Origin of the sequence: Chitinophaga sp. 22620 (assembly GCF_052044405.1) — a bacterium.
Lineage (GTDB): Bacteria > Bacteroidota > Bacteroidia > Chitinophagales > Chitinophagaceae > Chitinophaga.
The window spans coordinates 1461171-1482742 of record NZ_JBQEMV010000001.1; the positions used below are offsets into that span (position 1 = coordinate 1461171).

The following is a 21572-nucleotide window of genomic DNA, read 5'->3' on the forward strand; positions in this document are numbered from 1 at the left end:
CCGGGCTATTTAAGCTGCTCATCCAGCAGATTGTCAAGGTGTTGCAGCTTTTCCCGGAGAAAAGGGGCTACCCCGGCCTGGGCTTTTCCGCCGCTGGTAGCGGGGTGGGTGGCGTACATGATCAGGGCCATGGCGATATAATCCTGGATGTCTTTCCCGGCATAGGCGGCTTTGAACTCGATGATCTTCTCATTCACTTCTTTCATAACTCTCCGTACGTCTTCTTCTTCTTCGGTTCGGATCTTTATCCTGTAGGTGCGGTCCGCAACAACAATATTAACGGGTATTAGAGGTTCCATTATAAGTTGGGTTGGTGTATGTTGCAAATGTAACAAAAGCGCGGGCTTCGGGAAGTGGAAAAATAATTGCTGGTTTTTTGTACAATTATGTGATTATTATCTTTATAATTGACAAAAATATACGATTCCGTGAATGTTGATTCCGCTGCGCTCATCCTGATGTTGAGCCAATCAATTTTGGAAAAAATTCACGGAGGTGGGTATACAAATGTCAATTAAAAACTTATCTTCGCTATGAACTCAAAGACAGACAAGGCTAAGGCAGGCGCCGGCAAAAAAGCCGCAGCCGCCCGCAGGCCTGTAACAGACGGGCACGACATGCTGGTATCTTATGAATCGATCGTGAAAATGCAAAAGGTATTATTTACAAAGAAGATCGAAGTTGTAAAAGCTGGCGTATCCAAGGAACAGCTCACCCGTCTCAAAGAGATCTTTGAGCTGGATTACGATACCCTGAGCGCCCTGCTGACGGTCACCAACCGTTCCCTTCACCTGAAAAAGGGGAAAGACATCCTGAGCAGGAACGTCAGCGACCGCATCATTGCCATTGCCGATGTGTTCAGCCTGGGATATAACGTGTTCAATGGCAAAGAATTATTCCACCGCTGGCTGCGCCAACCCTCCCGCGATCTCGGCGGGGTGGTGCCTCTCACCATGCTCGATACCATTACCGGCATGGAAGAAGTGAAGCAGCAGCTGATGCGCATGGAAATGCACTCCTAGAAATTTTTTCTTATGATTTTATATCGAATGGCTAAAGAAGACCGCTGCCGGGAAATGAGCGCAAGCGGTAAGGCCGACCGTTGGAATTTCGCAACGGATCCCTGCCTGCACGTCAAGGATCACCCGGCCATGTGCCTGGTGGAAAGCGACCTGGTGACGGGGCTGTTCACCGTGCCGGACGGGTACATGATCGTTGAGTATGATGTGCCGGACAGTATCATATGGATCAGTGAAGAGCAGCTGCCGGTAGGCTGGGACCAGTTCCCCTTCGGATTCGAGACCCGTGAGTTCGGCTCGGCCCTGCTGCGGCAGGCGGAGAAACTGGTACTGGCCTTCCCTTCCCCCGAAATGAGCCACCAGTGGAATTACCTGGTCAACCTGCGGCACCCGCTGGCAAATGAAATTAAAATAAAGAAAGTGTATCCCCCTAACCGAAAGAAACAATCCCCGTCAGGAATGTAAGCAAGTAGGCACCAAAACCGGCATTATCGCCCCAACGCAGGAAACAGTTCCATTGATCAGTAACAATAATGCATAACGCCCCGGACGGGTTAAGTCCCGCACAGGTCTGTTCCACAATTTAAAATATCAGGAATTGAGTAACGCAATGCAACGGTCGATCTCACGGATGTAATCGTTGATCTTGCCCCGTACTTCTTTCCGGAACGCGTCTTCCTCTTCGGGAAGCCCGTTGCCCTGCGTCATAGTAGCTATTTTGGCGAGCTTCAGTTTTCCATCCAGCGCCTCGATGGTCTGCTGATGCAGCAACAGCTCGTCCTGCTGCTGCTGCACCTGCTCGCGCAGCATGGCATTGTCTGCCTGCGACTGCTGCAGTTTTTTGAACAGCTGTTGCAGCTTGTCCTCGATGCTTTGTATGTACTGTTCGATCTCCATTTATTTGCGGATCTCCGCCTGTAGTTGTGATTCGAAGGCTTTTACCAGCTTGTTCATCAGCGCATCCGTTTCCTGGTCTGTCAGCGTTTTCTGCTTGTCCTGGAAGGTGAGGCTCACGGCGTACGACTTCTTGCCTGCGCCCAGCTTCTCACTTTCAAAAACGTCGAACAGGTTGATATGTTGCAGGAGCGATGTTTTCACGGAACGGGCCGCTGTTTCCACCGCAGCGAAAGTAACGTTTTTGTCCAGCACCAGCGCCAGGTCCCTGCGCACAGCCGGGAAGCGGGGGATCTCCTCGTAGAAGGAATCCTTTGTTTGCAGCTGCTTCAGTATCTCTTCCCAGTAAAAGTCCGCGTACCAGACGGCTTGTTTGATATCGAATTCCTTCAGTTTCCGGGGATCAACGCCGCCGGCAACGGCAACGGTTTTGCCGTTCACGCTCACTTCAAAAGCAGGCTGAAGGCCGTGGATATTGGCGGCGGTCATTTGCGCGGCGGGCAGGGCCAGCAGCTGCAGGATGTTGCCGATGAAGCTTTTCAGGTAATAAAAGTCTACCGGCTGGCTTTTGTGCATCCAGTTCTCGGGCAGCTTCTGGCCGGTGAGGTAAAGGCTCAGGTGTGCCGTTTCCGGGTATTGCCCCACTTCTTCTTTGCGGTAAGTTTTCCCGAATTCGAAGAACAGCAGGTCTTCGCTGCGGCGGTTCAGGTTGTAGGCAATGCGCTCCAGGCCGGTTTCCAGCATGGAAGGGCGCATCACGTCCAGGTCTGATGTGAGGCTGTTCAGCATCTTCACCAGGGTGTCCTCATCCAGGTGTTTGTAATACTGGCTGTTGGTGATGGAGTTGGTGAATATCTCGGAAAAGCCGTTGGACGCGAGGTAATCCGCCACTTTTTCCTTTACGCGCTCTTTATCGGGCTGCGCCTGGCGGCTGGGCACCATGCGCACGAACTCGGGAATGGGAATGTTGTCCAGCCCGTCTATCCGCATGATCTCCTCCACGATGTCCGCCGGGATGTTGATATCCGGCTTGTGCAGCGGCGGCATGGCGCGGAGTTCCGTATCATTTTCGGAATGCACGGTAAAACCAAGGCTGCAGAGGATGTTCTTCACTTTCTCAGGCGCGTAGGTATGGCCGCTGAGCTTATTGATATAGGCGTAAGTGATGTCTATATGTTTTTGTGCCGCGGGAGCCGGGTACACATCTGCCACGTCTGAAGCGGGCGCGCCGTGCGCCAGTTCGTTAATGAGGGCAACTGCTCTTTCGAGGGCGAAAGGCGCGAGGCCGATGTCCAGCCCTTTTTCGAAACGCACGGCGGCGTCTGTACGGAGGCCATGGCGTACGGAGGTTTTCCGGATGCCGGTGGCGCTGAAGTAGGCGCTTTCCAGGAAGATGTTGCTGGTATCGGTTTTAACGCCGGAGTTCAGGCCGCCGAATACGCCGGCGATACACATCGGGTTGTTCTCACCATCGCAGATCATGAGGTCGCCCGCGTCCAGCTTGCGTTCTTTGCCGTCCAGTGAAAGGAAAGGGGTGCCGGCAGGCAGGTTTTGTATGATCACTTTGCCGCCCCTGATCTGGTCTGCATCGAATGCGTGCAGGGGCTGGCCGGTTTCGTGCAGCACGTAGTTGGTGATGTCCACGATATTGTTGATGGGCCTCACGCCGATGGCTTGCAGGCGGTGCTGTATCCAGGCGGGGGAAGGGCCTACTTTCACACCGGTGATGCTCTGGCCGCAATAACGCGGGCAGGCTTCGGTGTTTTTTATTTCCACGCCGATGTTCAAAGGCTGCGCGGCTTTGGTGGCTGCGTGTATGCCAGGCCTGCGGACCTGGTAAACTGCTGTATTCTCGTTGTTGTTGAGCCAGGCGCATACATCACGGGCCACGCCCATATGGCTCATGGCGTCCATGTGGTTGGGGGTGAGGCCGATCTCGTATACCCAGTCCTGCACGGGCTTAAACAGCTCGCGGGCGGTGGTGCCGGGCTGGAGGGAAGGATCGAGCACAAGGATGCCCTCGTGGCTGGCGCCCAGGCCTATTTCGTCTTCCGCGCAGATCATGCCGAAGCTTTCTTCTCCGCGGATCTTGGCTTTTTTCATGGTCAGCGGCTCGCCGGAAGAGGGGTAAATGGTGGCGCCGATGGGGGCTACCACTACTTTCTGGCCGGCGGCCACGTTGGGGGCGCCGCATACGATAGACAGCGGTTCGCCATTGCCGATATCCACTTTGGTTAAACGGAGCTTATCTGCATTGGGATGTTGTTCCACGCTAAGCACTTCGCCGATCACGAGTCCTTCCAGGCTGCCTTTCACGCTTTCGAACCGCTCGAGGCTTTCCACCTCAAGGCCGATGGCCGTTAAGATCACAGAAAGTTCCTCCGGCGTCGGTTTTACCGGTAAATAATCACACAGCCAGTTGTACGAAATAGTCATTGTATGCTCCTTGAATTATCCTGCCCGATACCGTGGTATCGATTTAATTTTGTGAAAATCAATTATTTCCATCACTTTTGCACGCTTCGTGCAGCCGTGATTGTGCCGCGTAAAGTTAACAACTTCTGCTGTACGGAAACGGGGAATTTTCCCAAACAAAATGTGGAAAATCTTTTTGCACAAGAAATGTGAATAATCGGACCTTTGCTATGGATTTTCCGGCGTTTTGGTGGATAACCACATCCGAAACGGTGGATAACCCAGTGAAGCATGTGGTTTAACCGGTGGATTGGCGACGAATAAATATAGTTCCGGGGGAAGAAGGTTTTATCGGAAAAATGCCTTTACCTTAGTTTCCCTGGCCTGAAAAAATTTACAATTTGTTAAAGAAAGCAGTCGATTCAACGTGCCCGAAATGTTGTAAACAAATAAGCCAAAACCATCCGGTAACCATTTTTTTAACCTTATTAACGCCTAAAATATAAATGGATCTTAATCTGAAGAAAGACCGTAACACCCGCCGGAAGCCGGGCGTAGACATTTCCACGATGGTTTACGGCAAAATTCCCCCTCAGGCGAAAGAATTGGAAGAAGCGGTGCTGGGTGCCCTTATGCTTGAAAAAGGGGCGTTTGACGTCGTGATCGAGATCCTGAAAGCCGAATGTTTTTATGTGGATGCCCACCAGAAGATATTTGCAGCCATGCAGCGCCTGGCCGCAAAATCGATGCCGGTGGATATACTTACCGTGGTAGAAGAACTCAAAAGCTCCGCCGAGCTGGACGTGGTGGGCGGCCCCTTTGCCGTTACCCGCCTCACCAATATGGTAGTTTCCTCTGCCAACATCGAGGCGCATGCCCGTATCGTATTGCAGAAATTCATCCAGCGCGAGCTTATCCGCATTTCCGGGGAGATCATCAGCGAGGCGTATGAAGATACGGCTGATGTGTTCGACCTGCTGGACACCGCGGAATCCAAGCTGTTTGAAGTAACCAATAACCACCTCCGTAAGAACTACGACTCCATCGACCGTGTACTGGTGAATACCATTAAGCGTATCGAGGACCTCCGTAACAAAGGCGACGATATCACCGGCGTACCTTCCGGCTTCCCTTCGCTGGACAAGATCACTTACGGCTGGCAGCCTTCCGACCTGATCATCCTGGCCGCCCGTCCTGCGGTGGGTAAAACGGCGTTCGCGCTGAACCTTGCCAGGAATGCGGCCCTTCACCCGAAATTCCCCAAAGGCGCGGCAGTGTTCAGCCTTGAGATGTCCAGCGGGCAGATCGTGCAACGTATCCTTTCCGCCGAATCGGAGATCCACCTGGAAAAGATCACCAGGGGTAAACTGGAAGAACATGAAATGCGCAAGCTGATGACCCATGGTATTGAACGCCTGGCCAAAGCGCCTATTTTCATAGACGATACCCCCGGCCTGAATATCTTCGAGCTGCGCGCCAAATGCCGCAGGCTGGTGCACAACCACGGCGTGGGCATCATCATCATCGACTACCTGCAGCTGATGAGCGGCTCAACGGATGGCCGCAATACCAACCGCGAGCAGGAGATCAGCAAGATATCCCGCGACCTGAAAGGCCTGGCCAAGGAGCTGCATGTGCCGGTACTGGCGCTTTCCCAGCTGAGCCGCGATGTGGAGAAAAGGAAGGACGGCAACAAGATGCCCCAGCTGAGCGACCTTCGCGAATCCGGCGCTATCGAGCAGGATGCGGACATGGTAATGTTCATTTACCGCCCCGAGTACTACGATATCACCACCAACGAACACGGCGAATCCAATAAAGGCGAAACCCACGTGCGTATCGCGAAACACCGTAACGGCCAGCTGGATACCGTGAAGCTCCGCGCCGTACTGCAGTTTCAGCGCTTTGAGGACGATGGTTTCGTAGACGGGCCGCCCGCGCCCGCAGGCGGCGGTTCCTTCGCAGGCATGAAAGGCCATCCCGGCAGCGGCGGTTACGACGAAGCCAAGATCTTTATCCAGAAGGGATCGAAGATGAACGACATGGATTTTGAAGACGACGCATTCGGAGATGCCCCGTTCTAAAACAGGAACATCTTTACAGATATTAAAAAGCCGGTCCGTTCTGAAAAGAAACCGGCTTTTTTAATGGATCATACACCATGAAACGGATATACACCAAATACAAGACACATTACACCCACAATTTCCACCTCGCCTACCCTGTGGTGATCTCGCAGCTCGGCCATACCCTCGTGGGCCTGAGCGACAGCATTATCATCGGTCATACCGGGAAAGTACCGCTGGCAGCGGTTTCCCTGGGAGTGAGCCTGTTCTCCATCTTTATGGTCACGGGCATCGGCATGTCTTACGGGCTTACGCCGCTCATTGCGCAGGAGAACGGGCGCAACAACCGCGGTTATTGCGGGCATTTGCTGGCGCATAGTTTTATCATCAACATGATCACGGGGCTGGTGCTCACGGGCGGCATCCTGCTGGTGGGCAACAACCTGGAGCGGATGGAACAGCCGCCTGACGTGGCGGCGCAGGCCAGGATATTCCTGCAATACCTTGCGGCGTCTTACATCCCGCTGATGGTGTTCCTCACGTTCAAACAATTTGCGGAAGGGCTGGGCTTTACCCGCCAGGCCATGAACATCAGCATTATCGGCAACCTGCTGAACATCCTGCTGGGCATTACGCTTGTATACGGCCTGCTGGGCATGCCGCGCATGGGCATTGCGGGCGTGGGTATCGCCACTTTTACGGACCGGTTGCTGATGGGCATCACCATGGCCTGGTATGTGCTTAAGAGCCCGCGTTTCAGGGAATACCTGGCAACGTTCCATTTCAGGGCCATCAGCGCCGCTTCGCTGAAGAAGATCGCGGGGCTGGGTATGCCGGTGGCATTGCAGTATATTTTTGAAGTGAGCGCTTTCAGCGGCGCCGTGATCATGGCGGGATGGATCGGGTCTGCGCAGCAGGCGGCCCACCAGATCGCCATCAGCCTGGCTTCCATGACCTACATGATGGCCAGCGGGATATCCGCGGCGGCGGGCATCCGCAGCGGCAACAATCTCGGCGCGCAGAATTTCAAAGACCTGCGGCATTCCGCCATCGCCAGCTATCATATGGTGCTGGTGCTGATGGGCGTTGCCGCGCTGGTGTTCGTGCTGGGCAACCGCATTTTGCCGGCCATGTACATCCAGGATCCCGCGGTGATCCACATTGCATCGGGCCTGCTGCTGATCGCGGCATTCTTCCAGCTGTTCGACGGTACGCAGGTAGTGGGCCTGGGCGTGCTGCGCGGGCTGGGCGATGTGAAGCTGCCCACGATGATCACCATGCTGGCTTACTGGGTGCTCGGGCTGCCTGTCGGTTACCTGTTGGGCTTTACGTTCGGTTTCGGCGTGTATGGCATCTGGTGGGGGCTCTCGCTGGGCCTGCTGATCGCTTCCGTTCTATTGTTCTTCCGCTTCCAGTCCATTACCCGCGGTTTGGAACGGACGGCCGGAAATGTATAATTTTACACGATGGAGTTACCCGTATTTTACGCAAAGGAACTGATACCAGGCGCTTCATCGTTCACGATGGACGAGCCTGCGAGCAAATACTGCATCCAGGTGCTGCGCCGGCAGAAGGGAGACAAAGTGTTGCTGGCAGACGGCAAAGGCAACCGCTACGAAGCGGAGATCACAGACGACCACCGCAAGAAATGCGTGACCGCTATCAGACAAGTGGAAACCATACCCCGGCCGGAACCGCGGCTTCGTATAGCCATTGCCTTTACCAAGAATGCCGCGCGCATGGAATGGTTCCTCGAAAAAGCAGTGGAGATAGGCGTGCAGGGCATTATCCCGCTGGTTACGCTGCGCACGGAAAAAGAAAAGCTGAAAGCGGAAAGGCTGGAGAACATCCTGGTTTCCGCCATGCTGCAATCGCGCCAGTGGTATTTGCCGCAACTGGGCGCGCCCACACCGCTGGAATCGCTCATGAGCGCAACGGATCAGCGTTTCATTGCCCACTGCCTGCCGGGAGAGAAACTGCATCTGCTTGCTGCAATGCAGCCGGGGAAAGATTCTATTTTACTGATCGGCCCCGAAGGGGATTTTGCCCCGCAGGAAGTGGAGCTGGCTTTGCAGTACGGCTTTACGCCCGTGAGCCTGGGTAATACGCGCCTGCGCACGGAAACGGCGGGGATGGTAGGTTGTGCGCTGATGGCGGCGGTGAATGCAGCGAAGTAAAAGGTGAATGTTGCCCGCTGATGCTTTTTTAACCCACACCAGGTCCGGACCAAGTCCGCTTTTTCTGCGTGTATCTGTCGGTTGTCATTGGGTTTTCGCACAATGATGCCTCGATTGTCTCTTTATGGTAATATAGTATGGGGCGATATAAAATAATAAAGAAGGGGCTGCATGAATTTGCAGCCCCTTCTTTATTACCTATTATTATTTTAAATCCTTTTCTTTCGGGTCCACAGGCCCTCTCAGCTGCACCGGCTCTGATTTTTTCCGCATTCTCATATTCAGCAGCTCTACGGCGAAAGAGAAGGCCATCGCGAAATACACATAGTTCTTCAGGTGAAGGTTATGCGCCGCTTCGGCATTCCAGCCTTCTATGATCAGGATGCCGCCTACCATGATGAGGAAAGAAAGCGCCAGCATTTTGAGCGTGGGGTGTTTGTGAATGAAATTACTGATGCGCGGGGCGAAGGTGAACATGATGAACATGGCGATGACAACCGCCACGATCATGATCTCCACGTGTTTGGCGAGCCCTACGGCCGTGATGATACTGTCGAAGGAAAACACCATATCGATGATGATGATCTGCCCCACCACGTTCAGCAGGGTGGCGCCGGATTTTTTGGGCTTGACGTTCACGCCGGGCGCTTCATCGTCTTCCCCTTCCAGCTTATGGTGGATCTCGAGGGTGGTCTTTACGAGCAGGAACAGGCCGCCCGCCAGCATAATAAGGTCGCGGAGGGAAATGCCTTTGCCGAAGATGAAGAACAGCGGGTCCACAGCGCGTACGATATAGCCGATGAACAGCAGCAGGATGATACGCACGGCAATACCGGTGAACATCCAGATACGCCTTGCCTGCAGCCTTTTTTCCTCGGGCAGCCGGTTCATTACGATGGAAACGAAAATAACGTTGTCGATACCCAGCACCACTTCCATCAGGGTGAGGGTGAGCAGGCTGATAAGAGAATCTAAGGTCAGTAATTCTTCCATGATCTATGATTGTGGTGATAATCCCTGGCAGATCTTTTTAACGATGGCGGGGCCTTCGTAGATGAAACCGGTGTATACCTGCACGAGAGATGCGCCGGCATCCAGTTTTTCCTGTGCATCGGCTGCGGTAAAAATGCCGCCTACGGCAATGATGGGTATTTTGCCGCCGGAACCTTTATGGATGTAGCGGATCACGTCGGTAGCCCTTTCTTTCACCGGCAGCCCGCTCAATCCTCCCGCTCCGATCTTTTCCAGTTCGGCGGCAGGGGTGGAAAGGCCTTCGCGGCTGATGGTGGTATTGGTGGCTACAATGCCCGCCAGTCCTGTATCCTGCACGATTTCGATGATATCGTCCAACTGCTCGTTAGTGAGGTCGGGGGCGATCTTCAGCAGGATGGGCTTGGGTTTGCTTTTTTGCGAATTGAGGGTTTGCAGGTGATGGAGCAATTGCTTCAGCGGCTCTTTTTCCTGCAGGGCGCGGAGGCCGGGGGTATTGGGCGAACTTACGTTCACCACGAAATAATCCACCCCGTCGAACAGGGCGTGGAAACATTTTTCGTAGTCGCTTACCGCATCTTCATTGGGCGTGAGCTTATTCTTCCCGATGTTGCCGCCCACGATGATGTTAGAGCGTCTTTTCTGTAATCTTTTCGCGGCCGCCCTTACGCCTTCATTGTTGAAACCCATACGGTTGATGAGGGCCTGGTCTTCCGGCAGGCGGAACAGCCGTGGCTGATCATTGCCCGGCTGGGGCAGGGGAGTAACGGTGCCGATTTCCACGAAGCCGAAGCCGAGATGCGCCAGCTCGTCGATATACCGCGCGTCTTTGTCGAAACCTGCGGCCAGGCCTACCGGGTTGGAGAAAGTGAGGCCCCAGAGTTTTCTTTTCAGGCCGTCGTTCTTCGGCTGGCAGAATGCGTCCAGCACGTTGCGGCCGAAAGGGAGGGCGTTCACGACTTTTAGTCCCCGCATCACGCTGTGGTGAATGCTTTCGGGGGGGAAGCGGAAAAGTATTTTCTTGATGAAACCGTACATGTACGCGCAAAGATATAAAATTGGGGATTGATATGCGCGTTTTCGCACTAAATGGCTGTCTATTTAACGGGGCCGTTTTTCAGTCATTTAACCCCTTCCCATCGAGGATCCGCTGTACATATTTTTCGATCCTCGACTCCCTGGTTTTGGATTGTTTGGCTGCGGAAAAATAGAGCAGATACCCCCGCTGCCGCCCCGGCGTCAATGCATTAAAGGCAGCTTTAAAGGAGGGCATCGTATCCATTTTTTGCTGCAGCTCTTCAGGAACGGGAAATTCAGAAGGCTCTTTGGAAGGTATTGTCAAACCGGCCTTTTCCACCTCAATGGCTTCGTAAATGTATGCTTTCAGGACAGGCGCCATCCCGGTTATTTCACGGACGCTGGTGAATTTGATGATGCGCGAGGTGTTCGAATTCTCCGTTTGCTGGATCAGGACGCCATCAGGGTCCTGCAACAGCGCGCCTTTGAAAAAGCCGATCACGCAGCTGTCCTTTAATTCGCCCATTATCACGATGTTGGCGTTCCCGTATGTGTAACAGGGTTGCCACCACTTGAAATCTTCGGTCAGCCCGCAGCTGAGCATGATCTTTCGCAGCGTTTCCAGCTCCTTCCCCCATTTTTTGGCGTTGCTGATGAATGTATCAACCTTAGGATTCATGTTATGATGTATTGATTAACCGGGATGGCGTTTATGCCGGCGCTAGTCGTCCAGGCCTTTCCCGCTGAGTATCTGCGGCACATATTTTTCCACCCGCGATTCCCGGGTTTTGGCAAGTTTAGGCGCTGAAAAATAAAAGAGATAGGCTCTTTGCCGCCCCGGGGTTAAGGCTTCAAAGGCTTTCTTCAATGCAGGCTGCTTATCCAGTTTCTTTTGAAATTCTTCCGGAACCTTGAAGTCCTTCGTCTTTTTTAAAGGCACTTTCATGCCGGCTCTTTCCACCTCAATGGCCTCATAGATATACCTTTTCACGACCGGCGCCAGCTTTTTGACTTCGCTGAGACTGGTGAACCGGACCTGGCGTGCGCCCTGCACATTCTCCGTCTGCTGTATCAGGATGCCTTCGGGATCCACCAGCAGGGAGCCTTTGAAAAATAAATACGCGCAGTATTCTTTGAATTCATGTATCAGCACAACATTGCTGCCGTTATCCGTATAGCAGGGGCAGCCCCATTTCACTTCTTCGGTCAGTCCGCAGGAAAGCGCGATCGTTCTCATTTGCTCCATCTCTTTCCCCCACTTGTCGGATTTAGCGAAATAAAAGTCAGCTTTGGGATTCATGTTATTCATGTTATCAGTTTTATTGATTAACAGAAACGGTTTTTCTATCCGCAGGCCTGAAGTACCACGATACTACAGTAAGGATCAACAGCAGCAAGGCACCATAATATACGCCAAAAGAATTTCCCAGCACAAAATGCGAGATCAGGGCCCCCGTCATAGCAAAGAAAAATCCGGCATAAGCCCATTCCTTTACCAAAGGAAATTTCGGGATCAGGATGACCACCACGCCCAAAATTTTCCAAACGCCGATGATGGTCAGAATATAGGGAGGATAACCTAAACGGGTAACGTTATCTACTTCTTCCTTCATTTGCATTAACTGTACAATGGCAGTGGATATCATACCTAATGCAAGCCATATGGTAGCGATCCAGTAGATGATCTTATTTCTTTTTGTTGTTGTCATAACGGTTTATTTTAGTTTGCCTGCAATTTTTTCCAGTTCATTATGTGCCCAATTGACGCCTTGCTTAAACGGCAGCTTCAGGTTCTCGTCCCTCAGCGCATTAGAGCGGTATACCACGTGCATGGTGAGCTTGCTCGTATCGTCGCTGAGCTTTTCAAATTCCAGGAACTCCAGCGTTACGCCGTAAGGCGCATTCATCATTTCAAAGGTGCGCGTGATCTTCTCCTCCGGGACAAACTCGTGGATGGTGCCATTCGCCGCGAATACCACATTGCCGTTCTCGTCTTTGGTTTCAAAATGGTAGCCTCCATACTTTTGGTTGTCCATCTTCAGTACCCTGGTGCCCATCCATTGTTCCAGCAGCTCAGGCTCGGAATACGCCCTGAACAATAATTCTACGGGCAGATCAAATTCTCTCGTAATGAGCAGATCCTGCCTGCCCTCTTCGGCGTTGACTTTTGTTTTCAGTTCCATAACAGTTTTATTTTTTGGATTTATAGGTTTTCATTACTGATTCTAATTTGTTGAACCTGTCATCCCACATTTTGCGGAACGGCTCCAGGAAGTCTGCGATCTCTTTCATTTTTTTCGGGTTTAAGTGATAATAAATTTCCCGGCCGTTTTGTTCCTGCCGGAGCAATTCGCATTCGGTGAGTATTTGCAGGTGCTTTGAAACGGTTGGCCTGGCGGTGTCAAAGTTCGAAGCTATTGCGCCTGCCGTCATGGACTGCGTGGCCACCAGCAGTAAAATAGCCCTTCTGGTCGGGTCTGCTATGGCTTGGAAAACATCTCTTCTCAGGTTCATCGTGTAGCTATTTGACTACAAATATATGCGTAGTTACTTAACTACACAAATTTTTTTTGAAGCCGGGGCGGGAGCAGCTTTTTTTAACATTCCCTATTTGGTTAATCAGCTGTGGCCGCCTAATTTTGCCCGGACTATAATATGTTGGACCTCCAGGCATTTGAACGGCTCTTCCGGGAGCATCATGCGCATTGCCTCGCTTTCGCCATTCATTATACGGGTGATCCGTATGAGGCGGAAGAAGTAGTGCAGCTCGTTTTCTCCCAGCTCTGGGAGAAGCGGGCCGGCATTATGATCAACGGGTCCGAACGTTCCTATCTTTTTACGGCCATCCGCAATACCGCCATCAGCCAGTGGCGCAAGCAGAATGTGCGGAATGAGAAGGAGCAGTCATTTGGCCGTATGCAGGACGATGTGGTTCACCTCTCCGTGCAGGCGCGGGAGTTGGAGCGGAAGCTGCAGGTGGCGCTGGACAAGTTGCCGGAGCGCTGCCGCGAGGTTTTTTTGCTCAGCCGGAAGGAGCAGCTGAAATATGCGGAGATCGCAACGGTCATGAATATTTCCGTTAAAACCGTTGAAAATCAAATGGGTAAGGCGCTCAAGATCCTCCACCACGAGCTGAGGGAGTACCTGAACCTGTTTTTTTAATAAGCATAGGGGGAAAGCGCCTTTGCGTGCGTCTTTTACCATAACTGATAACTTTACAACTGTTCATGAGCAATTTGCAACCTGATGAGGCTTTATACTCCTTGCTGTGCAAGTACCTGCTGGACGAGGCCGATGTAGCCACGCGCCAGTGGGTAGATGCCTGGCGGAGCGAGGCACCGGCCAACGAGGAAGTGCTTGCAGCCATCCGCAAGATGCTGGAAGTACCGCTTCCCGTGGCCGCGTACCCCGGCCTCAGTACGGACGCAAGCTGGGATAGGCTCAGGGCGGGTATCGGGTATCATGAAGAACATGAACAGCCTGCCGTGGTGGTGCCCATACGCCGCAGCTACCGCTGGCTGGGCATAGCCGCCGCCATGCTGGTGCTGGCGCTTGGCCTCACCTGGGTGCTGCTGCCTTCCAAAGGTCCAGATGAGCAGGTGTTTGCAGGCGGCCAGCAAGCCGCATTGCCGGATGGCAGTAAAGTGCAGCTGTTTCCCGGCGCTGAAATGAAAATGGAAAGCGGTTTCGGGAAAAACGAACGCCGCGTGGCATTCACCGGCAAAGGGCAGTTCGATATCAGTCCCGATCCGGACGCCCCGTTCGTCATTCTCCTGGGCCGCACTGAAATAAAAGTGCTGGGCACCCGTTTTACCGTTGACTATAAAGCCGGAAACTTGGTAATACATGTGTCCAGCGGGAAGATACAGGTAAACGACCCGGACAGCCGCGAGAGCGTAGTGCTCACACAGGGAATGCTGCTGCGCCGCGGCGAAGCGAAAGAACCGTTTACCGTAGCGGCCCACATACCTGACCTGGAGATGAAGCGCCTCGTATTCCGGGATGTGCCGCTGGAAGATGTGATACGATCCATAGAAGCGATGTACGATGTGCGGGTGGAAGTAAAGGATACTTCGCTCCTGCGCCGGTCCATTACTTCCAACTTTGAAAATGAGACCATCGACGATGTGATGGCCGCCATTGCTTTTATTACCAATACCTCCGTAGAGAAAACCGGAGCGCAGCAGTTTACCCTGCAGCCATTATAACCTGACCTTTGTAACTGTTAATTTGTTTTAGAATGATGAGGAAAGTTCTGCTGGGATTGCTTTTAGCCTGGTTGCCCCTCCAGGTATTTGCATGGAACTGGCGAACGCGGATTTCCCTGTCGCTGAACGATCAGCCACTCTCCGCCATTTGTGAAAGAATAGAAAAGACTTACGGCATCCATTTCTCCTACAGTTCCGATGTGGTGAAAATGAGCCGCAGGATGGATATGAATGTCCGCGACATGCCGCTGCGCCGCGTACTGGAGCTGATGTTCTCCGAAAACGGCATCGAATTCAGGCGCATCGGCGACCAGCTGGTGCTCACCGCCAGCAAAGCCACCACCCGCACCATCAGCGGGTATGTGGAAGATGCGCATACCGGCGAAAAGCTGATCGGCGCCACCGTTTATTCGCCTACCCTCCGCGTGGGCACCACAACCAACCAGTTCGGTTTTTACAGTCTCACCACCGCCCGCGACACGCTCAGCCTGCTCGTTTCCTACGCCGGCTATACAACCGCGCAAATACCGATGAAGGATAAAGAGAACAGGCAATTGCATGTAAAGCTCGGCCCTTCAAATACGTTACAGGAAGTGGAAGTGACAGAAACGCTCCCACGCCTCCAGGAACAAACGCAGATGAGCAAAGTGAACCTTTCCGTGTCGCAGGTGAAAACCATGCCGCGCATGCTCGGCGAGGCGGACGTGCTGCGCACCATACAGGCCATGCCCGGCGTAAGCGGCGGCATGGAAGGCACCAGCGGCATTCACGTGCGCGGCGGCAGCCCGGATCAGAACCTCATACTGCTGGATGGCACGCCGGTATACAATTCCACGCATCTCTTCGGAGTGTTCTCCGTTTTTAATCCGGACATCATTAAAAACGTGGACCTATACAAAGGCGCATTCCCGGCGCGTTACGGCGGAAGGCTGTCTTCCGTGGTGGATATTTCCATGAAAGACGGTGATATGTATAAATACCACGGCGAAGTGTCCATCGGGCTGCTCGCGTCGAAGCTGATGGTGGAAGGGCCGATCTTCAAAGGCAAAACATCCTTCATCGTTACCGGCCGCCGCACTTATGCGGACCTCATCATGCAGGACTTTACGAAGCGCGAGCTGAACCTCGGTGAGCAGGGAGACCTCTTCGCTTATTTTTACGATGCCAATGTCAAGATCAATCACATCTTTTCTCCGAAAGACCGCTTGTACATCAGCGCCTATGGCGGGCAGGACAATATGAGCCTCCGGAGAGACATGGTGTTCGATTCCATCAACGGCACGCCCAAAAAATACCATGAAGAAATGCGCTTCCGGCTGGGCTGGGGCAACCAGGCCTACGCCCTCCGCTGGAACCACATCTTCAACCCGCAACTTTTTTCCAACGTAACGCTCAACTATTCCCAATTCTATTTCGTAACCGATTACCGCTATAAACACATGGCGCTGGATACGCCGGCTGTCCGGGAATCCGACAACATGTCCGGGCGTTATATGTCCAAAGTGCAGAACGCCGGCGCCAAGATAGATTTTGATTACCGGCCCAGCCCCAAACATGCCGTGAAATACGGTGCACAGGCCACCTGGCATATCTTCCAGCCGGGCATTACGAAGTTCAACAACGTATCCGACGACCAGGAACTGACGGATACTGCGTATAACAACCAGACGAACAAAGGCGTGGAATTGTCCTTATATGCGGAAGACGACTGGAAGATCCGCGATTCCGTGCATATGAATCTCGGGGTGCATGTTTCCGGTTTCCTGGTGAACAACCGGTTTTACCTGTCCGTTCAGCCGCGGTTGGGCTTCCGCTACATCTTACCGAGAAGGTGGGCGCTGAAGCTGTCGTACACCATGATGACGCAATACATCCATCTGCTTTCCAACAACGCTACCTTCTTGCCCACCGACCTCTGGGTGGCCGCTACCGACAAGGTGCCGCCCATGTATTCCAAGCAGCTGGCGGTGGGGCTTGCCAAAACCACCAACGACGGCAAATATGAAATTTCCGCCGAAGGTTATTATAAATCCATGGAGAACGTGATAGAATACGTGGAGAACCTGGACAACTTCAATTCCGCCACCAGCAGCTGGGAAGACCAGGTGGTTACCGGCCGGGGCTGGAGCTACGGCGCGGAATTGTTCCTGCAGAAAAAACAGGGAAATTTCCGCGGCTGGGTGGCTTACACGCTGGCATGGTCGCAGCGGGCGTTCCCGCATGTGAACAACGGTTCCATCTTTCCTTACAAATATGACCGCAGGCACGAGCTGGAAGTGGTGCTCACGCAGCGTTTGGGAAAACGATGGGAGCTGTCGGGCCAGTGGCAGTATTCCACCGGCGTGCCTTTAACCCTGCCCACGGGCAGTTATGAGCAGATCACCGATCCTTCGCCGCACCTGCCGCCCACCACCACTACCCCGGGGCAGGCAGACCTGGTGCAGGACCGCAACGCCCTGCGCATGCAGAACGTTCACCGGCTTGATCTTGGCGCCACGCATACCAAAGCGCGGAAACGCGTTACGTATATCCTGAACATCAGCCTGTACAACGTATACAACCAGAAGAATCCTTTCTTTTATTATTATAAACACAATGAGGACACACAAAAGCGCGAACTGACCATGTTGAGCATCCTGCCGGTTCTGCCCAGTGTTTCCTACGCAATAAGGTTTTAATATGCAAGCAATCAAGTGGTACCTGGCATTGTGCGTCCTGTTTGCCGCCTGCGAAAAACAGGTGGAAATAGACGTGCCTTACGACGGCGATAAGCTGGTAGTGAACAGTTTTATCCAGCCGGACAGTGTGGTCTATCTCCGCGTTACCCGCTCCCAGCCGCCCGGCAGCAGCAGTTTCCCGGAAGTGCCCGGCGCAAGTATCGAGCTGAAGGCTGGTAATGAAGTGCTGCCTTTGCAATGGAACATCATCAGCGGCAAAGGGTATTTCGTGTCCACGAAGCCGGCCAGGCCAGGCGTGGAATACAACATCAGCGTATCCGCGCCCGGGCTCGATACCATTACGGCGAAAGATACGCTCCCGCGCAAACCCTTGCTGGCGGAACCGTTTGCACAGGGCGGGGGCAACCGCATCAAGTTCGTGATGAAAGACCTGCCGGGCGTGGATTTCTACCGCTTCCGCCTCTTCAAAGGCACAAAGAATACCAGCGGTGAAGTAGTTCCCGCCGAACGCCGCCTCTTCCGCTTCGACCCTTCCTACAACAACAGCTTCACAGACATGCTCACTGAAAATTACCTGGAATCCACCCTCATCCCCGACGACCGGTTCGACGGGCGGGAGATCACCATCGTGATGCAGACGAAAGACGTGAATGTGCGGAACGAAATATTATTGCTGGAAGTGACCGGCCTCACCCGCAGCAGCTGGATGTACCTCAAGACCATGGAGCTGCAGCTCGATAACGAAGGCAACCTGCTGGTGGACCCGAGCAAGGTGTATACCAATGTGGTAAAGGGTTACGGCATCTTTGGCGGTATGAATGCCGCGCGTTTGACAGTGGAGGTCAAATAAGGATCAAATTCCGTAAATTTGATTAACACCAAAAAAAGGATTAGCCATGCAAGACGCATATATCGTAGCAGGATTCAGAACAGCGGTCACGAAGTCCAAGAGAGGAGGTTTCCGTTTTTACCGGCCGGACGACCTGGCGGTGGATGTGATCACCGGATTGCTGCAATCCGTTCCGCAGCTGGACCCGAAGAGAGTGGACGACCTGATCGTGGGGAACGCCGTTCCCGAAGCGGAGCAGGGGCTCCAGATAGGCAGGATGATCTCCGTGAGGGCTTTGGGCATTGAGGTGCCGGGCATGACCGTGAACCGTTACTGCGCTTCCGGACTCGAAACCATTGCGATCGCTACGGCGAAGATCAGGAGCGGGCAGGCCGAATGCATCATTGCGGGCGGCACCGAAAGCATGAGCCTGGTGCCTACAGCCGGCTGGAAAACAGTACCGGCCTACAGCGTAGCCACCACCAACCCCGATTATTACCTCAGCATGGGCCTCACCGCGGAAGCTGTGGCCAAAGAATTCAACGTGAGCCGCGAAGACCAGGACCAGTTTTCGCTGAACTCCCACCAGAAAGCCCTTAACGCCATCAAGAACGGGTATTTCAAGCCCGGCATACTTCCCATCAGCGTCGAAGATGTATACCTCAACGAAAAAGGGAAAAAACAGACCCGGAATTTCACAGTAGATACCGACGAAGGTCCCCGTGGAGACACTTCCCTCGAAGCGCTGGCTAAGCTGAAGCCGGTGTTTGCGGCAGGAGGCTCCGTAACAGCGGGTAATTCTTCCCAAACCAGCGACGGCGCCGCTTTTGTGATCGTAATGAGTGAAAAGATGGTGAAAGAACTGGGCCTCAAACCCCAGGCACGCCTGGTAGCCTGCGCGTCAGCCGGCGTACATCCGCGCATCATGGGCATCGGGCCGGTGGCCGCCATTCCCAAGGTATTGCAGCAGGCCGGTAAGACCCTGCAGGATATAGACCTCGTGGAGCTGAACGAAGCCTTTGCTTCCCAGTCCATTGCAGTGATCCGCGAGCTGGGCCTGAACCCTGATATCGTGAACATCAACGGCGGGGCTATTGCGCTGGGCCATCCCCTGGGCTGCACCGGCGCCAAGCTTACCATCCAGGTGATGCACGAAATGCAGCGGCTGAAGAAAAAATACAGCATCGTATCCGCCTGCGTAGGCGGCGGCCAGGGCATTGCGGGGATCATTGAGAACCTCGCATAAACGGCATACCATACACTGAATCAATATAAAAAGTCTGACCCGGCATTCCTGCGTCAGGCTTTTTTCATGGAGCCGCCGGTTTTCCCATTCACCTGTGAAAAATATTTAAGATGTTATTTCATATAAAATAATATGATTGAATTAAAGTTTTTGCTAATTTGGTGTCGGAAAACCGCTATTGCTGACTATATCTTGTAAATGAACGTGCATAACTGAACCAATAGAGCAACAGCCAAAACCATTTCTTTGAATCGTCAATAACCGTATCCCAGATGGACCGTAGAGACTTCTTAACACTAGCCCCTTCCCGCAAAAAAACGGTGAAAGTAAACGTTTCCAGGACCTTTTCAGGGCTGAGCCCTTATACAGGCGCCTGGGGAAGAGCGCAGGTGGTGCATTTGCTGAAGCGCTGCATGTTTGGCGCTACGCCCGCGGACGTGAAACATTTCGAGGCAATGACGCTCGATCAGGCCGTGGACGCGCTGTTGCAAGCCAATGCGAATACGCCCGCGCCCCCGGTGAATAACTACGGGACTGATTCCACCGGCGTTGCGCCAGGCGCAACCTGGGTGAACGCTCCCGACGGAGACGAAGACCTCAACAACGACCGCCGCGCTTCCTATAAAGCCTGGTGGACGGGCGTAATGCTCAACCAGGAAAGGACCATGCACGAAAAGCTCGTGCTGTTCTGGCATAATCACTTTGCTACCGAAACGCAGACCATCGGCGATGCGCGTTTTATGTACAAGCACAACGTAATGCTGCGCAACAATGCGCTGGGTAATTTCAAAACGCTTACCAAAGCAGTGACGCTGGACCCGGGAATGCTGGTATATCTCAACGGTTACCTGAACGAAAAAACGGCGGCGGACGAGAACTATGCACGTGAGCTGCTGGAGCTGTTCACCTGCGGCAAAGGGCCCGATTCCCGATACCAGGAAGAAGATGTAAGAGCCGCCGCGCATGTGCTCACCGGCTATAAGGTAGACAAGGTGAATATCACCTCCTACTTCGATCCCACCAAACACGACATTACCAATAAACAGTTCTCCTCCTGGTTCTCCAATAAAGTGATCACCGGCAAAACCGGCGAGATGGGCACCACCGAGCTGGACGATATGCTGGCGATCATTTTCCAGCAACATGAAGTGGCCAAATTCATCTGCCGCAAATTCTACCAGTTCTTCATCTACTACGAAATAGACCAGAATGCCGAAGAGAACGTGATCACGCCGCTGGCGGACATTTTCCGCAGCGCCAATTACGAGATAAAACCGCTGCTCAGCGCGCTGCTCAGAAGCGAGCACTTCTACGACCCGCTGAACATGAGCTGCCTGATCAAAAGCCCGGTGGACTTTACTGTGGGGCTTTGCCGCGAGTTCGGCGTGCAGTTTGCGCCCGCGGCGAATTACGCACAGGCCTACCCGCAATGGCGCGCCTTGCAGAATGCGGCAGCGCAGCAGCAGCAGAATATCGGCGATCCGCCCGGAGTGTCGGGTTGGGACGCTTATTATCTTGCCCCGCAGTTCCATGAGCTGTGGATCAACACAGATACGCTGCCGAAACGTACATCCATGGCGGACAGGCTGATCACCACCGGATATTCTTCCGGCGGCGCCACCCTGCAGATAGACCCGCTGATCTTTACCGACCAGCTGCCCGACCCTTCGGACCCCGTTGCGCTGATCAACGACGCGCTCAGCATCCTGTACCGGATGGGCATTTCAGACGCCATGAAAACATATCTTAAAAACAATATCCTGTTGAAAGGCCAGGAACAGGATTACTACTGGACAACCGCATGGAATGCATACAAAGCCGCTCCCGGGGATGCAATGGCGCGCGGGCTGGTGGTGAGCATGCTGAAAGACCTTTACCATTCCATCATGAACCTGTCGGAATATCATTTAGCCTGATCGATGTTGAAAAATCCTATTTATGAAACCGAGCGGAACCGCGAGGTTCCATCCGGTCCCTTAAAATAAATTATGTACGGATGAAACCGAACCCTGAGGTTCCATCCGACCTTTCAA

21 protein-coding genes are annotated in these 21572 nt (G+C 53.3%); 11 read left to right on the top strand and 10 right to left on the bottom strand.

All coding sequences use genetic code 11. The features are described 5' to 3' along the window. Window positions 1-5 precede the first annotated feature (5 nt). Window positions 6-299, bottom strand: coding sequence for a cell division protein ZapA (locus tag ACTJIK_RS06185; RefSeq protein WP_120518383.1), 294 nt, complete (start codon window positions 297-299; stop codon window positions 6-8). A gap of 234 nt (window positions 300-533) precedes the next feature. Here ACTJIK_RS06185 and ACTJIK_RS06190 point away from each other — a divergent pair, with 234 nt between their 5' ends. Together ACTJIK_RS06190 and ACTJIK_RS06195 are read left to right on the top strand one after the other, a co-directional pair. Further along, on the top strand, window positions 534-1022 hold the full coding sequence (locus ACTJIK_RS06190; protein WP_440645484.1) for an antitoxin Xre/MbcA/ParS toxin-binding domain-containing protein: 489 nt from the start codon (window positions 534-536) through the stop codon (window positions 1020-1022). Window positions 1023-1034: 12 nt separating this feature from the next. After that, window positions 1035-1484, top strand: coding sequence for an RES family NAD+ phosphorylase (locus ACTJIK_RS06195; protein ID WP_440645485.1), 450 nt, complete (start codon window positions 1035-1037; stop codon window positions 1482-1484). Between the two features lie 126 nt (window positions 1485-1610). Here the strand turns inward: ACTJIK_RS06195 and ACTJIK_RS06200 are convergent, their stop codons facing one another. Beyond that, window positions 1611-1916 (bottom strand): hypothetical protein, encoded by a 306-nt coding sequence (locus tag ACTJIK_RS06200; RefSeq protein ID WP_440645486.1) that lies wholly within the window; start codon window positions 1914-1916, stop codon window positions 1611-1613. Next, window positions 1917-4349 carry a phenylalanine--tRNA ligase subunit beta gene (gene pheT / locus ACTJIK_RS06205; protein ID WP_440645487.1) on the bottom strand — a complete coding sequence of 811 codons (2433 nt, stop codon included), beginning with the start codon at window positions 4347-4349 and terminating at the stop codon, window positions 1917-1919. Between the two features lie 485 nt (window positions 4350-4834). Here pheT and dnaB point away from each other — a divergent pair, with 485 nt between their 5' ends. The 3 genes from dnaB (at window position 4835) to ACTJIK_RS06220 (ending at window position 8571) form a co-directional block, all read left to right on the top strand. Next, a complete protein-coding gene (gene dnaB / locus ACTJIK_RS06210; protein WP_440645488.1) occupies window positions 4835-6412 on the top strand; it encodes a replicative DNA helicase in 1578 nt (525 codons plus the stop codon). Window positions 6413-6489: 77 nt separating this feature from the next. Then, the gene (locus ACTJIK_RS06215) at window positions 6490-7851 is read left to right on the top strand and encodes an MATE family efflux transporter (RefSeq protein WP_440645489.1); all 1362 of its coding nucleotides are present in this window, start codon (window positions 6490-6492) and stop codon (window positions 7849-7851) included. 9 nt (window positions 7852-7860) lie between these two features. Then, complete coding sequence (locus ACTJIK_RS06220) at window positions 7861-8571, top strand: RsmE family RNA methyltransferase (RefSeq protein ID WP_440645490.1); 711 nt, start codon at window positions 7861-7863, stop codon at window positions 8569-8571. A 204-nt stretch (window positions 8572-8775) separates the two neighbouring features. Here the strand turns inward: ACTJIK_RS06220 and ACTJIK_RS06225 are convergent, their stop codons facing one another. From ACTJIK_RS06225 to ACTJIK_RS06255, 7 genes are all read right to left on the bottom strand, one after another. Continuing rightward, window positions 8776-9564 (bottom strand): TerC family protein, encoded by a 789-nt coding sequence (locus ACTJIK_RS06225; protein WP_440645491.1) that lies wholly within the window; start codon window positions 9562-9564, stop codon window positions 8776-8778. Window positions 9565-9567: 3 nt separating this feature from the next. Next, a complete protein-coding gene (locus tag ACTJIK_RS06230; protein WP_440645492.1) occupies window positions 9568-10599 on the bottom strand; it encodes a quinone-dependent dihydroorotate dehydrogenase in 1032 nt (343 codons plus the stop codon). A 79-nt stretch (window positions 10600-10678) separates the two neighbouring features. Beyond that, complete coding sequence (locus ACTJIK_RS06235; RefSeq protein WP_440645493.1) at window positions 10679-11257, bottom strand: YdeI/OmpD-associated family protein; 579 nt, start codon at window positions 11255-11257, stop codon at window positions 10679-10681. Between the two features lie 42 nt (window positions 11258-11299). Then, window positions 11300-11887, bottom strand: coding sequence for a YdeI/OmpD-associated family protein (locus tag ACTJIK_RS06240; protein ID WP_440645494.1), 588 nt, complete (start codon window positions 11885-11887; stop codon window positions 11300-11302). 10 nt (window positions 11888-11897) lie between these two features. After that, window positions 11898-12287, bottom strand: a complete 390-nt coding sequence (locus tag ACTJIK_RS06245) for a DoxX family protein (protein ID WP_440645495.1) — start codon at window positions 12285-12287, stop codon at window positions 11898-11900. Window positions 12288-12293: 6 nt separating this feature from the next. Further along, window positions 12294-12761 (bottom strand): SRPBCC domain-containing protein, encoded by a 468-nt coding sequence (locus ACTJIK_RS06250; protein ID WP_440645496.1) that lies wholly within the window; start codon window positions 12759-12761, stop codon window positions 12294-12296. Window positions 12762-12768: 7 nt separating this feature from the next. Next, complete coding sequence (locus ACTJIK_RS06255) at window positions 12769-13092, bottom strand: ArsR/SmtB family transcription factor (protein WP_440645497.1); 324 nt, start codon at window positions 13090-13092, stop codon at window positions 12769-12771. A gap of 141 nt (window positions 13093-13233) precedes the next feature. Here ACTJIK_RS06255 and ACTJIK_RS06260 point away from each other — a divergent pair, with 141 nt between their 5' ends. The 6 genes from ACTJIK_RS06260 to ACTJIK_RS06285 all read left to right on the top strand — a co-directional run bounded on the left by ACTJIK_RS06260 (window position 13234) and on the right by ACTJIK_RS06285 (window position 21455). Next, a complete protein-coding gene (locus tag ACTJIK_RS06260) occupies window positions 13234-13740 on the top strand; it encodes an RNA polymerase sigma-70 factor (protein WP_440645498.1) in 507 nt (168 codons plus the stop codon). A 65-nt stretch (window positions 13741-13805) separates the two neighbouring features. Next, window positions 13806-14786, top strand: coding sequence for a FecR family protein (locus ACTJIK_RS06265; protein ID WP_440645499.1), 981 nt, complete (start codon window positions 13806-13808; stop codon window positions 14784-14786). 32 nt (window positions 14787-14818) lie between these two features. Next, window positions 14819-17464: a TonB-dependent receptor gene (locus tag ACTJIK_RS06270; protein ID WP_440645500.1), complete on the top strand. Its 2646-nt coding sequence runs from the start codon at window positions 14819-14821 to the stop codon at window positions 17462-17464. A 1-nt stretch (window position 17465) separates the two neighbouring features. Beyond that, window positions 17466-18314: a DUF4249 domain-containing protein gene (locus ACTJIK_RS06275; protein WP_440645501.1), complete on the top strand. Its 849-nt coding sequence runs from the start codon at window positions 17466-17468 to the stop codon at window positions 18312-18314. A 46-nt stretch (window positions 18315-18360) separates the two neighbouring features. After that, window positions 18361-19539, top strand: a complete 1179-nt coding sequence (locus ACTJIK_RS06280; RefSeq protein ID WP_440645502.1) for a thiolase family protein — start codon at window positions 18361-18363, stop codon at window positions 19537-19539. Between the two features lie 272 nt (window positions 19540-19811). Continuing rightward, a complete protein-coding gene (locus tag ACTJIK_RS06285) occupies window positions 19812-21455 on the top strand; it encodes a DUF1800 domain-containing protein (protein ID WP_440645503.1) in 1644 nt (547 codons plus the stop codon). The last annotated feature ends 117 nt before the right edge of the window (window positions 21456-21572 follow it).

What these genes read in the sequence shown, in the direction of transcription:
- ACTJIK_RS06185 (WP_120518383.1), bottom strand. Translation starts at nt 299, where the DNA reads ATGGAACCTCTAATACCCGTTAATATTGTTGTTGCGGACCGCACCTAC.
- ACTJIK_RS06285 (WP_440645503.1), top strand. Translation starts at nt 19,812, where the DNA reads ATGGACCGTAGAGACTTCTTAACACTAGCCCCTTCCCGCAAAAAAACG.
- ACTJIK_RS06270 (WP_440645500.1), top strand. Translation starts at nt 14,819, where the DNA reads ATGATGAGGAAAGTTCTGCTGGGATTGCTTTTAGCCTGGTTGCCCCTC.
- pheT (WP_440645487.1), bottom strand. Translation starts at nt 4,349, where the DNA reads ATGACTATTTCGTACAACTGGCTGTGTGATTATTTACCGGTAAAACCG.
- ACTJIK_RS06275 (WP_440645501.1), top strand. Translation starts at nt 17,466, where the DNA reads ATGCAAGCAATCAAGTGGTACCTGGCATTGTGCGTCCTGTTTGCCGCC.
- ACTJIK_RS06195 (WP_440645485.1), top strand. Translation starts at nt 1,035, where the DNA reads ATGATTTTATATCGAATGGCTAAAGAAGACCGCTGCCGGGAAATGAGC.
- ACTJIK_RS06190 (WP_440645484.1), top strand. Translation starts at nt 534, where the DNA reads ATGAACTCAAAGACAGACAAGGCTAAGGCAGGCGCCGGCAAAAAAGCC.
- ACTJIK_RS06235 (WP_440645493.1), bottom strand. Translation starts at nt 11,257, where the DNA reads ATGAATCCTAAGGTTGATACATTCATCAGCAACGCCAAAAAATGGGGG.
- ACTJIK_RS06240 (WP_440645494.1), bottom strand. Translation starts at nt 11,887, where the DNA reads ATGAATAACATGAATCCCAAAGCTGACTTTTATTTCGCTAAATCCGAC.
- ACTJIK_RS06245 (WP_440645495.1), bottom strand. Translation starts at nt 12,287, where the DNA reads ATGACAACAACAAAAAGAAATAAGATCATCTACTGGATCGCTACCATA.
- ACTJIK_RS06215 (WP_440645489.1), top strand. Translation starts at nt 6,490, where the DNA reads ATGAAACGGATATACACCAAATACAAGACACATTACACCCACAATTTC.
- ACTJIK_RS06220 (WP_440645490.1), top strand. Translation starts at nt 7,861, where the DNA reads ATGGAGTTACCCGTATTTTACGCAAAGGAACTGATACCAGGCGCTTCA.
- ACTJIK_RS06250 (WP_440645496.1), bottom strand. Translation starts at nt 12,761, where the DNA reads ATGGAACTGAAAACAAAAGTCAACGCCGAAGAGGGCAGGCAGGATCTG.
- ACTJIK_RS06255 (WP_440645497.1), bottom strand. Translation starts at nt 13,092, where the DNA reads ATGAACCTGAGAAGAGATGTTTTCCAAGCCATAGCAGACCCGACCAGA.
- ACTJIK_RS06200 (WP_440645486.1), bottom strand. Translation starts at nt 1,916, where the DNA reads ATGGAGATCGAACAGTACATACAAAGCATCGAGGACAAGCTGCAACAG.
- ACTJIK_RS06265 (WP_440645499.1), top strand. Translation starts at nt 13,806, where the DNA reads ATGAGCAATTTGCAACCTGATGAGGCTTTATACTCCTTGCTGTGCAAG.
- ACTJIK_RS06225 (WP_440645491.1), bottom strand. Translation starts at nt 9,564, where the DNA reads ATGGAAGAATTACTGACCTTAGATTCTCTTATCAGCCTGCTCACCCTC.
- ACTJIK_RS06280 (WP_440645502.1), top strand. Translation starts at nt 18,361, where the DNA reads ATGCAAGACGCATATATCGTAGCAGGATTCAGAACAGCGGTCACGAAG.
- ACTJIK_RS06260 (WP_440645498.1), top strand. Translation starts at nt 13,234, where the DNA reads ATGTTGGACCTCCAGGCATTTGAACGGCTCTTCCGGGAGCATCATGCG.
- ACTJIK_RS06230 (WP_440645492.1), bottom strand. Translation starts at nt 10,599, where the DNA reads ATGTACGGTTTCATCAAGAAAATACTTTTCCGCTTCCCCCCCGAAAGC.
- dnaB (WP_440645488.1), top strand. Translation starts at nt 4,835, where the DNA reads ATGGATCTTAATCTGAAGAAAGACCGTAACACCCGCCGGAAGCCGGGC.